This window comes from Thiovibrio frasassiensis, assembly GCF_029607905.1.
GTDB lineage: Bacteria > Desulfobacterota > Desulfobulbia > Desulfobulbales > Desulfurivibrionaceae > Thiovibrio > Thiovibrio frasassiensis.
In genome coordinates, this window is sequence record NZ_JAPHEH010000001.1 from 890,128 (window position 1) to 903,546 (window position 13,419).

Annotated in this window: 11 protein-coding genes and 1 tRNA gene; 3 read left to right on the forward strand and 9 right to left on the reverse strand. The window is 53.8% G+C overall.

All coding sequences use genetic code 11. The annotated features are described in order from the left end of the window. The first annotated feature begins 14 nt into the window (after positions 1–14). Complete coding sequence (locus OLX77_RS04175; RefSeq protein WP_307632334.1) at positions 15–1,664, forward strand: secretin GspD/PilQ domain-containing protein; 1,650 nt, start codon at positions 15–17, stop codon at positions 1,662–1,664. Positions 1,665–1,742: 78 nt separating this feature from the next. Here the strand turns inward: OLX77_RS04175 and secB are convergent, their stop codons facing one another. From secB to OLX77_RS04200, 5 genes are all read right to left on the reverse strand, one after another. Then, positions 1,743–2,225 carry a protein-export chaperone SecB gene (gene secB, locus OLX77_RS04180; RefSeq protein ID WP_307632335.1) on the reverse strand — a complete coding sequence of 161 codons (483 nt, stop codon included), beginning with the start codon at positions 2,223–2,225 and terminating at the stop codon, positions 1,743–1,745. 188 nt (positions 2,226–2,413) lie between these two features. After that, positions 2,414–5,242 (reverse strand): excinuclease ABC subunit UvrA, encoded by a 2,829-nt coding sequence (gene uvrA / locus OLX77_RS04185; RefSeq protein WP_307632336.1) that lies wholly within the window; start codon positions 5,240–5,242, stop codon positions 2,414–2,416. A gap of 106 nt (positions 5,243–5,348) precedes the next feature. Next, positions 5,349–6,680, reverse strand: a complete 1,332-nt coding sequence (gene rsmB / locus OLX77_RS04190) for a 16S rRNA (cytosine(967)-C(5))-methyltransferase RsmB (RefSeq protein WP_307632337.1) — start codon at positions 6,678–6,680, stop codon at positions 5,349–5,351. 24 nt (positions 6,681–6,704) lie between these two features. Beyond that, the gene (gene pgeF / locus OLX77_RS04195; RefSeq protein ID WP_307634061.1) at positions 6,705–7,427 is read right to left on the reverse strand and encodes a peptidoglycan editing factor PgeF; all 723 of its coding nucleotides are present in this window, start codon (positions 7,425–7,427) and stop codon (positions 6,705–6,707) included. A gap of 172 nt (positions 7,428–7,599) precedes the next feature. Next, complete coding sequence (locus tag OLX77_RS04200) at positions 7,600–9,153, reverse strand: DUF3373 family protein (RefSeq protein WP_307632338.1); 1,554 nt, start codon at positions 9,151–9,153, stop codon at positions 7,600–7,602. 643 nt (positions 9,154–9,796) lie between these two features. Between OLX77_RS04200 and glyQ the strand changes: the two genes are divergently transcribed. Next, positions 9,797–10,678, forward strand: coding sequence for a glycine--tRNA ligase subunit alpha (gene glyQ / locus OLX77_RS04205; RefSeq protein ID WP_307632339.1), 882 nt, complete (start codon positions 9,797–9,799; stop codon positions 10,676–10,678). Positions 10,679–10,764: 86 nt separating this feature from the next. On the opposite strand, the gene OLX77_RS04210 is transcribed toward glyQ, so the two are convergent. Continuing rightward, positions 10,765–10,862 (reverse strand) — tRNA-Sec (locus OLX77_RS04210). A 190-nt stretch (positions 10,863–11,052) separates the two neighbouring features. Between OLX77_RS04210 and OLX77_RS04215 the strand changes: the two genes are divergently transcribed. Continuing rightward, positions 11,053–11,421 carry a hypothetical protein gene (locus OLX77_RS04215; protein WP_307632340.1) on the forward strand — a complete coding sequence of 123 codons (369 nt, stop codon included), beginning with the start codon at positions 11,053–11,055 and terminating at the stop codon, positions 11,419–11,421. An 81-nt stretch (positions 11,422–11,502) separates the two neighbouring features. Here OLX77_RS04215 and OLX77_RS04220 read toward each other — a convergent pair whose 3' ends face one another. From OLX77_RS04220 to OLX77_RS04230, 3 genes are all read right to left on the reverse strand, one after another. Further along, a complete protein-coding gene (locus OLX77_RS04220) occupies positions 11,503–11,883 on the reverse strand; it encodes a hypothetical protein (protein WP_307632341.1) in 381 nt (126 codons plus the stop codon). A gap of 501 nt (positions 11,884–12,384) precedes the next feature. Then, positions 12,385–13,203 carry a hypothetical protein gene (locus OLX77_RS04225; protein WP_307632342.1) on the reverse strand — a complete coding sequence of 273 codons (819 nt, stop codon included), beginning with the start codon at positions 13,201–13,203 and terminating at the stop codon, positions 12,385–12,387. Next, the gene (locus OLX77_RS04230) at positions 13,200–13,391 is read right to left on the reverse strand and encodes a hypothetical protein (protein WP_307632343.1); all 192 of its coding nucleotides are present in this window, start codon (positions 13,389–13,391) and stop codon (positions 13,200–13,202) included. Before OLX77_RS04230 ends, OLX77_RS04225 begins: the two co-directional genes overlap by 4 nt. Positions 13,392–13,419 lie beyond the last annotated feature (28 nt).

Genomic DNA, 13,419 nt, shown 5'->3' on the forward strand with positions numbered 1-13,419 from the left:
TAAAGACTGCCATCATGAAAAAGAAAACTCAAAGCGTTGTTACCCTCTTAGTCTGGACAGCAATCTGTCTGCTACTCATTACTGCCTGCGCACCTGCTGCCAAAACCGAGGCAACGCAAGATCCTCTTGCGGCAAAACAGACTAAGACTTTGGAAGCCGGCCAGTTGCCGGTCCGCTACCAAAACCCGGCGTATATGCTGGGAGAGAGTTCTGCCAAAAATATTGGGGCGGGGAAATCAGAAGGACTTACAATCCCGGTTGGCGCAGATATTTCTTCCAATACTGGGCCCGTGGCGCTGCGCGACATCATGAAGAAACTGGCCGTCTTAAAGGAGATGAATATCAGCTGGGCAAGCGATGTGGACCAGATGGCCATGGTGGATGTGGATATCCGCGCAGAGGATGATTTTTTCAAATCCCTGGAAAATATTCTCAGACAAAAGGATTATTTCCACGAGGTGCAGGGCAATACCATCGTGGTCAAATACCGCGAAACCAGGAAGTTCCATGTGGCCATGCCCTTTTTGAAATCCACCTATAACACCGGAGTCGGCGGAGATGTGCTGGGAGGCGGCGCAGAAAAAAGTGGCCTTAAGGGGAATATCCAGCTTACCAGCGAAAAGAACGATTTTGATGTTTGGGGGAATATCAGTACCAATCTCGATCAAATACTTGGCATTTGGGAGGAAACCGTCACTACCCCAGCCCCTGCTACAACTACCACGGCAACAGGAGCTGCAGCTGTTGTTGCAGCAGCCCAGCCTCCGCCCGCCAGCAGTACGACGACCAAACGCAATGTCCAGGCAGGAAAGGGGTATTACAGTATTGACAAGCCAATCGGCTTGATCACCGTTACCGCCCCGAGGCCTCTCGTAGAGAAGATTGCCGTCTATCTTGAAAACTTTAAAACAGAACTCTATCGGCAAATCTCCATCGAGGCAAAAATCGTGGAGGTTTCTATTGATGACACAGAAAGCCGTGGCATCGACTGGACCAATTTTCTGACCGATAAATCCATCGATTTTCAACTTTTTGGCTCCAATGGCGTTATCTATGAAGCCGGCACAAACAATGGCGGTAACCGGGTCGTGAGCAAGGTTTCTGTTACCAACCCCTTTTCCCTTGCTCTGAACTTTCTCGACACCCAAGGGCATACCACCGTCCTGGCGAATCCAAAACTCAGCGTCATGAACGGCCAACCAGGCCTCATCACTGCTGGGGACAGTGTCAAATATATCGACAAGGTGGAATCCAGGGTTGATGGCACTACCGGTTCTGTGACTTATACCGTCACGACGGCAACCCTCATGTCCGGCATCGGCATGTCGGTGATCGGCACCATCATGGACAACGATGAGATCATTCTCACCCTGACCCCGGTCACCTCAAAGCTTGAGAACAATGAAGTTACCTATATCAACGGCTGGGGAGGTGTTATCGGTGTTCCCAGGATTAAGTTGCGGGAGATGAACACCACCGTCCGAATCAAGAGCGGGCAAGTGGTAGTAGTGGGCGGTCTTATTGACAATGCGGAAGGGACCCTCGGCAGCAGCAAGGTCCCTTTCCTCGGCGATCTCCCCCTCATCGGCAATCTCTTCTCCCACTCTGCCAAGTCCACCAAGAAAAGCGAACTGGTTATCATGCTGCAGCCCACAATTCTTTAAGACCTTTGTTTCTTATGCAATAAAAAAAGCCCGGCAACCGCCGGGCTTTTTTTATACTCCACAATGTGACAATCAATCCTATTGCGCTTGCTCCTGTCCCGCCTTCTGCTTCTTTGAATTCTCATACAGGGCATGAAAATTAATCGGCTCCATGAGGAAGGGGATAAACCCACCATCCACGGAAACCTGACTGATTATCTGCCGGGTAAAGGGGAAAAGCAGGGCCGCACATTCCACCGACAATACCGGCTGCAGATGCTCCTCCGGAATGTTTTTCAGCAAGAACACCCCGGCATGCTCGACTTCGATGATAAACAGCGTTTTCTCGGTCTGGCTGTTGGTCACCTTGGCGGTAATGGCCAGGGTAACCTCATAATGGTCTTCCGTCTCCAGCTTCCGGTGCTTCAAGCCCAGGTTCACATCCACCTTGGGTTCGCCTTTGGCAAGAAAGATATCCGGAGCCTCGGGATTTTCAAACGACAGATCCTTAAGGTACATCTTCTGCAAACGGAAAATAGGTGGTTGCGGCGCCTGAGCGTCCTCATTCTTTTCTTCTGCCATGATTCGCTTTTTCCTTGTCTGAGTTTCTGTATGGCAACCGCCACGATTACGCTGCTTCAAATACCACACTCCATTCTTTATAATGAAATATGGTGAAAATTCAACGGGTCTTTTGAAATTTCCGGCGATTCCCGCCGGAATTGCCTCCGAGAGCTTTATTCATGATTCTCGTTACACGCCTACCCGCGTCATGCCAGAATTTTCTTGAGAAATTGCCCGGTGTACGATTCCTTCACCCGGGCGACCTCTTCGGGGGTTCCCTGTGCGACAATGGCACCGCCCTGATCCCCACCCTCCGGGCCGAGATCGATGAGATGATCACCGGTTTTGATCACATCGAGATTATGTTCGATAATGACCACGGTATTGCCGCTCTCCACCAACCGGTTCAGCACATGAAGGAGATGCTGGATATCGGCAGGATGGAGGCCGGTTGTCGGCTCATCCATGATGTACAGGGTTTTGCCGGTGCTTCTTTTGCTCAACTCTTTGGCAAGCTTTATCCGCTGCGCCTCGCCGCCGGACAGGGTTACGGAGGACTGGCCCAGGGCAAGATACGACAGCCCCACCTCAAGCAAGGTTTGCAGCTTCCCCTTGATCTGTGGGACCTTGGCGAAGAAGGCCAGGGCCTCCTCCACATTCATGGCCAGGATCTCGGCGATATTTTTGCCCCGATAGGCAATATCCAAGGTGTCTTGGTTGTACCGTTTCCCGCCGCAAGCCTCGCAGGTCACATAGATGTCCGGAAGAAAATGCATGGCGATCTTGATCACCCCCTCACCTTCACAGGCCTCGCACCGCCCCCCTTTCAGGTTGAAGCTGAAGCGCCCCGGCTGATACCCCCTGGCCCGCGCCTCGGGCAACCGGGCCAGCAGTTCACGCACCGGGGTAAGCACCCCGGTATAGGTGGCGGGATTGGAGCGGGGTGTGCGGCCAATGGGGCTCTGATCGATATCGATCACCTTGTCGATCTGCTCAAGCCCCTCAAAGGTGCCGGCTTTGCCTGATTGCCCCTTTCCGTGGGCCAAAGAATTGACCGCCCCCTTAAACAAGGTCTCGATCACCAGCGAGCTTTTGCCTGAGCCGGAAACACCGGTGACGCAGGTCATCAAGCCAAGAGGAATACGGACATCGATATTTTGCAGGTTATTGGCCGTAGCCCGCCGGATGGTGATCCACCCCTTTTTTGAGGCGGGTCGTCGTCGCTTCTTTGGGATCGGAATAGACAAGCGGCCAGAGAGATACCCGCCGGTAATGGATGCTTTGTTGCGCAACAAACCCGCAACCTCGCCGTTGTAGACCACCTCGCCTCCATGCACCCCAGCGCCCGGACCCATGTCCAACACATGATCCGCCGCCCGAATGGTGTCCTCGTCGTGCTCCACCACCAGGACGGTATTGCCCAGATCCCGCAGCCGGGTCAGGGTGTTGATCAGCCGCTGATTGTCCCGCTGGTGCAAGCCGATGCTGGGCTCATCGAGAATATACAAGACCCCGGCCAGCCGCGAGCCGATCTGGGAGGCCAAGCGGATTCGCTGGGCCTCGCCGCCGGAGAGGGTTCCCGCCTTGCGGGCAAGGGAGATGTAGCCCAATCCCACGTCATGCAAAAAGGAGAGCCGGTCAATAATCTCTTTCAGGATCCGCTCGGCAATGACCATCTCCTGCTCCGTCCAGGCTAAGGCTGGCAAGGTTTCCAGGAGCCCTCCGATACTCTGGCTGGTCAAATCATGGATATTCCACTTCCCGATTCGAACGGCCAAGGCCTCGGGCCTGAGCCTCGCCCCATGACAGGCAGGGCACTCCTGCTCGTTCATATACTGTTCCAGATCTTCCCGTACCGAGCCCGAACCGGTCTCAAGATACCGCCGGCCCAACTGGGGGAGAATCCCCGCAAAGGGCTTCCGATGGGTATGGATTCTACGAAAACGCACATAATCGAAGATAACATCCTCGAAGCCGCTCCCGTACAGAATAACCTCCCTGGCCCGCTCGGGCAGATCAGCAAAGGGGGTATCCAACGAAAAACCGTATTGCCTGGCAAGTGCGGCCATGAGTTCCGGGGTATAGGTGGATGGCGAGTTGGACTGCCAGGGAAGAATGGCGCCTTGGTTGAGGCTGAGGTGCGGATTGGGCACCACCAGATCAGGATCGAAAAACTGTTTCACCCCCAACCCGCCGCATTCCTGGCAGGCTCCCTTGGGGTTGTTGAAGGAAAAAAGCTGGGTGGTCAGCTCGGGCAGGCTCTTGCCGCAGCGGACGCAGGCGGCATGCTCGCTGTAGAGAATCTCTTCCCCGGTTTCCGGCTTTTGCACCAACAAAAAACCTGAGCCCAGCTGCACGGTGGTGGCAACGGAATCGGACAACCGCCTGGCCACCGAAGGCTTGATCACCAGGCGATCCACCACTGCCTGGATGGTGTGGCGCTTGTTCTTTTCAAGAACAATCTCCTCACCAAGATCGCGCACCTCGCCATCAATCCGCGCCCGGACAAAACCCTCGCGACGGAGTTTCTGCAACACCGCCTGATGCTCGCCCTTTTTCCCATCCAGCAGCGGGGCCAGGAGAACGATCTTGGTTCCCTCCTCAAGGGCAAGCAGACTTGCCACCATGTCCTGCACGGACTGGGACCGGATCTCCTCGCCACACTCCGGGCAATGGGGCTTGCCCACCCTGGCAAAGAGCAGGCGCAGGTGATCGTAGATCTCGGTGATGGTCCCCACCGTGGAACGCGGATTCCGACTGGTGGTCCGCTGCTCGATGGAGACCGCAGGGCTCAGCCCCTCCAGCGAATCCACCTCCGGCTTTTCCATCTGCCCCAAAAACTGACGGGCATAAGTGGACAACGATTCCACATAGCGGCGCTGTCCCTCGGCATAGAGGGTGTCAAAGGCCAGCGATGATTTTCCCGAACCGCTCAACCCGGTAAAAACCACCAGCCGGTTGCGGGGCAGATCAACACTGATATTCTTCAGATTGTGCATCCGGGCGCCGCGGATGCTGATGTATTTTGGTTCCATGGCATACCAATAAGCAGTTCAGAACGAAATTGCTACTTTTTGAGTACAATAAAGCTTATTATGCTCATCGTTCCTCGCTCTTGAGAACTTTCATGCACAATGACCCCTAGCCATTTTTCACCATGCGCGCCGCAAAAAAACCATCCAGCCCCTGCTCGGGCGTGCTTTTAAAAAATCCCTGCCCATCACACAAGCTCCTGGCTGCTTCGGGAAGATATTCTTGCGCCGGGGTAATGACAAATTCAGAATGTTCCTTAATAAATGCAGCGAGCACCTCATCATTTTCCATTGGATCAATGCTGCAGGTCGCATAGACGAGCACGCCTCTCTTCTCCACCAACCCGGCAGCGGCAGCCAACAACTCCCGCTGCCTCTCCTGGTAACCTTGCAATGATGCAAGCGATCTCTGCCAGCGGATATCCGGCTGTCGACGGATTACGCCCAGTCCGGAACAGGGCGCATCAACGAGAACGCCCGCAAAGCCAGCATGGCGCTGCGCACCAAAAACCTGGAGGGTCTCGCCATGGATTTCAATCTCCGGGCCGCCAAGGCGCCGCAGATTGTCTTTAAGCATGGCCTGGCGTTTCCGGCTGGGCTCGACCGCCACCACCCTGCCGCCTTCCGGCAACAGCTGGGCCAGATGCAAGGTCTTGCCGCCAAGCCCGGCACACCCGTCGAGATATCTTCCGCTGACAAAGGGCGCGAGTAATTGGCTGACAAGTTGGGCCGCCTCATCCTGAACCACAAAAAAGCCCTCCCCATAGCCGGGCAAGGCTGTGACAGGCCCCTGAAAATCATTGATCCGCACACCATCCTGGGCGAAAAGACCACGCTCGCATCCAATCCCATTTTCTTGCAACAAGATTATAAAATCGTCGGTCGAGATGCGCAGGGTGTTCACCCGCACCACCAAAGGCGGCAGGGTATTGTTTATCCAGCAGATCCGACGCGTGCGCTCCGGGCCGAACAAATCGTACCAACGCTGAACCAGCCAAGCCGGATGGCTCAAAACCGCTGCCCCCTCATCAGCCGCAGGCAAGGTCGCTCGCTGCCGGGCCATGGCGCGGAGCATCCCATTGACAAAGCCGGTGAGCCATTTCGGCTGCCGGGCCGATTTCAAGGCCTGGACCGTTTCATTGATAGCGGCCGATTCCGGCATCCGATCCAAAAAAATGAGCTGATACAACCCTACCCGTAACGCCACAAGAGTAAGGGGTTTCATTTTCGTCAGGGGATGGCTGGAAAATTGCTGAATAATTCCATCCAAATACCCTTGCCAGCGGACGACCCCATAGACCAAGGCCATGACAAGCTGCTTATCGCGCGGATCGTCCATAGAAAGCCCGGAGATGGTGGTTTCCAAGACCTGATCCAGCGGGGCCTGCGCTTTCTCCCAAGTCAGGAGGGTTTCCATGGCTATCCCGCGAGAATTACCCATGGATCAGTGTTCCATGCCTCATTTTCATCTCTCAGCCCCTGACTCAGTCGTCTTTATCCCTATCACCGAGGCAAACCGCCCGGTAACCCCCTCACGGCGATAGGAAAAATAATTTTCATCGCAAACCGTACAGGTTGCGGCAATCTCGATCTGTTCCGTAGGCACACCGCTGTCGCGGAGTTGGTCCCGGCTGATACCCCAAAAATTAAAATAATTCGGCCGGACCTGATAGGCGTGAAACGCGAGAGGAAGTTCTGTGTGATATTGGCTGAACTCCCCACAGCATGGCCCCAAGGACGGACTGATCCCAGCAAGAATCGCCGTAGGGTTCGTCCCGTATGCCGCGGTCATGGCAACCAAGGTTTTGGCGATGATATTGGCCACACTGCCCCGCCAGCCGGAATGGATATTGGCCACCGCACCATGTTGAGGATCGTACAACATCACCGCCTGACAATCGGCCTGCTGGATCATCAAACCGACCTCGGGAATATTGGTCATGAGGGCGTCATACCCTGCATGCTCCACATCCTCTTGCGGCAGCCAGTCCACAACCAGAACTTTATTCCCGTGCACCTGCTTTGCCGAAACAAGCCAGCCCAACCCGAGTTTTTCCTTGATAACGGCTCTGTTCCGCAGAACCCCTGCCGCATCATCACCAACATGGAATCCAACATTAAGCGAACAATATGGGGGGGCACTCGCCCCGCCCTGCCTCGAAAAGGTGACGGCCGATACCGTTGGCATGTTTGGGAAAAAAGAGTGCTGCACAATAAACTCCGAGAAAAAAAGAAGAGAAAAAAGGGACGTCTATGATTACCTCTAATTACCTCTTACAATTACAAACAAAAAGAGGGAAGGGCTTGCGCCCTTCCCTCTTCAATATTACGAGAACAACAGGTACTACAGAACAACTGGATTAGAACTGTGCCTCAAAGGTCAGGTATACCTGATCTGCACTGTCGATGATGTCCTGACCAGCGAAGTTTGCTTTCCAAGCTTCGGCATCGTCATTCACATCGTACGGCATAGTGGTCCAATCCATGGAACCGGTGAAGTCATAATCATAATGCTGGTAGCCCAAGCGGATGAAGGCCTTGCCAAACTTGGACACAGCCTCGCCACCGGGGATGTCATAGATGGTGTAGAGCTCATAGACATTACCGCGGGTAGCAAGCTTGGAGGCGTACACATCATCATGACCGGGGGTCATGGCAATCCAGTACTTGGATCCGTGGTTGTACTCGGCACCAATCTTGAAGAGAGAGTCAGGAATATCATAACGCACACCGAGATGCACGGAATAGCCATTCTCTTTGTCTGTATTCGCTGCGCCAGAGGTCCAATCGTTCAGCATACCATTGGTATTGGGATCGGTCCGACTCCAGGCAGCTGTCAAGAAGTAGTTCAGATTCTCATACTTATCCTGGTACACGCCGGAGGTATGATAAATATTACCCATGTTATACCGGGCCCCCATCATCGCTTCCATACCCATTGCCGTCAATGAATCTGAAAAATCCGGGTAACTGAACACATCCATGGCTGCAAAGGACTGGAGATAGGCAAAACGGTTGCCCTTCTTGTAGACATCCCAGCTCACGCCGATAAAGTCGGTGTCGTTGATCCCACCACTAGCCGTTGCCGACTGGTCTTGGTTCAGGCCGGCCTCAAAGCCGCGGCCGTAACAAATACGGACCCGACCCGGGGCATCCTGCATGCCGAAAAGGTTGTTGTAAGCATAGCCGGCGGAAATACCATCAAATGGCCAATCCATAAAGGCGGTGGGGGTGGCCATCCGCTCGTCCTGCCCCATGCGCAGCTGGGCAGCCGGGCCATCGGTGGTGGGCCTACGGCCAACGGAAAACCAAACCGGCGAATCGCCGATGTTGTTCCAGTTGACAAAGGCGCGATCAACCTGCAAGGCGCTGTCGCCGGGGGTCCGGGTTGCATTGCCGTCAAAGGCAGGGAAAGCGCCGATTGGCGCATTGCCATCGCTATCGGGAGTTGACTGCATTCCCCAAGCCTTGTACATGGCCAGACGCCCCTTGAACTCGACATTCTCCAGAGCCTTGGCGCGCATATCCAGACGGAAGCGGTTGGTCATCATGGAATTGTTCGTGTCCGTAACCTCGGTGTAAGCGATGGGAGCGCCAGGGGCAGTGAACATGGCAACATTAGAGACTCTCCGATCACGGGTGTAGTAATCGCCCCGAGAACGGAAATCGCCGCTCAACTGAATACGAGAGGCCAGGTCCCACTTTTCTGCCTTCTCATCAAAAGACTCAAACTTCTGGTCCTGAGTGGTCTTGATGTCCGCCATCTGAGCCTTCAGGGCGTTGAGCTGCTTGGTCAGGGCATCAACCTGCGCCTGCACGTCCGCGGTGGCGGCTGCGCCGCCCGCACCTGCGGAAGCCATGGCCGGAAGAGCCAGAAGGCCAACCAGTGCCAATGTAGAAATTTTCTTCACCATCTCATTTTCTCCTTAAGAAAATATTTGGTAATTCGGGGTGATTGCTCCACCCCCTCCCTCTCGGTGGCATGCGACGTCCACATGCCACCATTCGCTCCCTGCTCCCCCCTCAAGGGCGAGAAGCAAGATTAAGATCTGCGTAATTACTGACAACTCCCCCTAAAAATTAGGAATTATATTCTGTTACCGCAGGTTGACACGGTTGTCAAAATAAAAATGCACACAATATGAATAGCACTTCACAAAAAAGCTTATTCCTGGTCAGGAATCATCGCCCACCTGTCGGCTTACACGAACATCTATTGATATTACTATGGAAACCTCTTATCGACCCGGCGATTCAATACGTCATTCCCGCGCAGGCGGGAATCCAGAGAGATGGATGCCCGACGAACGCATTCGGGCATGACATCAAAAAACCGACTGAAGATCAATGGCAATCAAAAAAAATATTCACTCTCCGCCACGCATCTGCCCTTATCCAGCGCTATCTCGCCCGTGGTTCATAAAAAAATCTTGCCAGGCTTGCTTGCTATGTATTAAAGGATGAGGGCCTGAGATTCTTCCACATTTTTTTGTGCTTCGACAGGCTCAGCACGAGCGAAAATAATCGCCTGTTCCCAAGGCGACCCAAGGAAACCACATGTACTTTCAGGATATCATCCTCGAACTCAGCAAATTTTGGGCCGAACAGGGGTGTGCGTTACAGCAGCCCTATGACATGGAGGTGGGGGCCGGCACCTTCCATCCCGCCACCCTGTTACGGGCCTTGGGTCCCGAGCCTTGGAAGGTTGCTTACGTACAGCCTTCCCGGCGGCCAACCGATGGCCGCTATGGCGAAAACCCGAACCGGCTTCAGCATTACTACCAGTTTCAGGCGATGCTCAAGCCCTCTCCCGCCAATATTCAGGATCTCTATATCGAGAGCCTGACCCGTTTCGGCCTGGACCCGCTGGAGCACGATATCCGCTTTGTCGAGGATGACTGGGAGTCTCCAACCCTCGGCGCCTCGGGCTTAGGCTGGGAGGTATGGCTGGACGGCATGGAGATCACCCAATTCACCTACTTCCAACACGCGGGCAGCCTGGAGCTGCATCCGATCACGGTGGAGGTGACCTACGGGTTGGAACGGATCGCCATGTATCTGCAAGGGGTGGACAGCGTCTACGATATCGCCTGGAACTCCGAGATCTCCTACGGGGACATCTTTCACCGGGCCGAGGTGGAATTCTCCACCTTCAACTTCGAGCAGGCCAATGTCACGGCCCTGCTCTCCTTCTTCGACACCTTTGAATCGGAAGCCCACCGGCTGCTCGGTGCGGAGTTGATCCTGCCCGCCTACGATTACTGCCTCAAATGCTCGCACACCTTCAACCTGCTGGACGCAAGAAAGGCCATCAGCGTTGCAGAGCGGACCAGATACATCGGCAGGATCAGGAATATCGCGAGAAAGGTAGCGGAACAGTTCGTGGCCCAGCGCGAGAAGATGGGCTTTCCGCTATTGAAAGTGAAGAATGGAGAGTGAAAAATGAAAAGTGAACAGCAAGACGAAAAGCAGAGGTAATATTCCTTTAACTTTTCATTCTCCACTTTTCACTTTGCATTATCTTCTGGCGGAAGTGCATGGGAATCGAACCCACCCACCAGGCTGTTAACCCGGTGCACCGGATTTGAAGTCCGGGAGAGCCACCAGAGCCCTTTCCACTTCCATCCGCTGAGCCAAGATATAATGTTGTCCGCGGGGAAACAACATTTTTCTTTTTTTTGCAAGAAGAGTCTGGGCAGCAGAAAAGAAATACGGTACATATGGCACGACTCACGTTCGGTAAGCATAGGGCTTGCCTTGTTGGTGAGGATGCGTCGATTTTTGTTTTGAATCAGACATAAGGAGTAATAGCGATGGAATGCGAGCGCTTACAGAGGCTTGTCAAATCATGGTATGCCCAAGTCCAGGAAGAGTCCATGGCGCCTGCGCGCATGGCTTCCTTCATGGAAAAGCACATTGCCGAGTGTGCCTTTTGTCTTGCAGATCCGCTGGTGCGACAAGATATTGATAAAATTACCGCTATCATCCTGCCCCCAACAAAAATCCGCAAGCCCACAGGGGAGGAAGAGGACGAACTTGCCGCCGTCCCCGAAGAGGATGGAGACACCTCCGCAGACGATGACCTGGCCGAAGATGATCCTGCAACCGAGGATGAGGAAACCGATGACGAGGCTCTTGAGGATGAAGAGCTTGAAGAAGAAGACCTGGAGGATGACGAATAACTCCACGCTCGGACCAGAAGATACAAAAAAAGCGCTCCCTTGGGAGCGCTTTTTTATTGGCCAAAGAGAAAGAAAGCCCGCTCAATAACTCGGGGGATCCGCATCATGGCTTTTTTTATTGCTCCGTTTTCTGACAAGCAAGGCGATGACAACAGCAACCCCGGCAACAGGCGCCCAAACAGGGGACAACACACAGAGCAACCCCACGAAGAAAATCGCGAACGCCCCCAGCAAGAGCATGGAGGCCCCGGCAAAAACCAACGCCGCCAATGCCAACGCCCCCGTCACCGCAAGCCCAGCGGCCAGCAACCCTCCCGTGACTAAAGCCACCCCCGGAAAGCCATGCATCTTTTCGCCATTGACGGTGATTGAATAATGCACCCCTGCTGCGCCGAAATAATACCCGAGCAGCAAAAGCACCGTAGCGACAATGAGGACCCACAAAAAAGCTTTTTTGAACACCTTCCCCTCCTTGTCCCTGCACGATGCGCGCGATGCTCGTGCATGTACACCATATAAAAAAAAGCCCCCATCCGATATCCCAGTTATACCACCGGGTCGAAGGAGAGCTTTTATATGCTACAACTCGCAATAGTTTCAACGAGTTATGATATTAAATGGTGGCGATGCAGGGAATCGAACCCTTACCACTCACTGCTCGCCATATCGTTGTAATTACGCACTTCTCAAAATTCGATGCCGTACAATTTCGACCGATTGTGTACTAATCTGTGTACAAACGGTGTCCAAAGCCTAATCTTTTTCGATGGGGCTGTACAGCATAAAAGTGATGGTAGATAAAGCCTCCCTGCGAACTGCACATGTGCAGTTGCGAGCCATTACCAGGGGTCAGAGGCGTATCCAACTGCACATGTGCAGTTGGTATGGTACCTCCAGGGAAAGAAAAAAGGCCCGTCAGACGATGCTGATCGGGCCTTCCAATTGCGGTGTCAATCAAGGACTTTAATTGACTTTTAGGGCACTGCCGGTGCCGAGACCGCCGCGTTGTGTCTGTGCCTTATAAGACTTGGCTGCCTTGACTACATTATTGAAGGCATCCATATAAGCTGCCACGATCACTTTACCTTCGCTGGTATTAGCGTAGGCTCCGAGCGAGCCGCCTAACTTGCTGCCGAACATTCCACCAAACCCGCCGAAGTCAAAATTCTTGGCGCTACCTTCCGCTACCGCGACCTGAACGGAAGTACGGTTATCCGTCAATGTCAGCAGCGCGGAGGCGGTCTTCGACTGCATTCCAGCGCCGACAACACTGCCGATGGAACCGAAGAGGCCGCCAACGACGCCGCCGATGCCTCCAGCATGGTTGTTGTCATAGGTCAATGTCGGTGTCAACGTAAGGTCTGCCGCTACAACTTGTCCTTTATGGTATTTCGAATTTGACCGGAGCTCGCCGGAATCACGTAGAGCACGGTCTCCAGCGGCAATATTCATTGCGTGTCCTCGATCAACCACAATAAAGCACCCGCTCTGCTGAGCTATCAGCTTAACGATGGCGGCTGAATTTTGGACATGCGGGCCTGATGTTATGATGTAGCTATTGTCACCGGCTGAAGAGGCCGCGTAGTCTGCGATTGCTACGGTGCCGATGGTTTCAGTGCATGTTTCCAAGGCGCTATTTGCGTTTTGGGAGTTTGCACCTCCAGCCGCGCCGGTTGCCATCGTTTTGGCGTCGTTGTTGCCCATGCTCATGGACGACATGCAAGCGGTAGACATGGTGCCGACCAACGCAATTGCTGCCAGTGTCAAAAATTTCTTCTTCATTTATCACTCTCCTTTAGTTTTATTTTTCCAGCCAAGATCTGTAGTCCCAAAATAGCCAATGCCGTGTTTGATGGGTTCGGTTGCAGTTGAGCGACAGCGTCATCGACGTAGTGCTTTTTGTATGCTGTCAGTGCGTCGACTAGCTCGATCCGTGGCAATCGAACCGTTACATGTGTTTCGTTTTTCATCACCCTCCTTCGCCGTAGTTAAATTCAA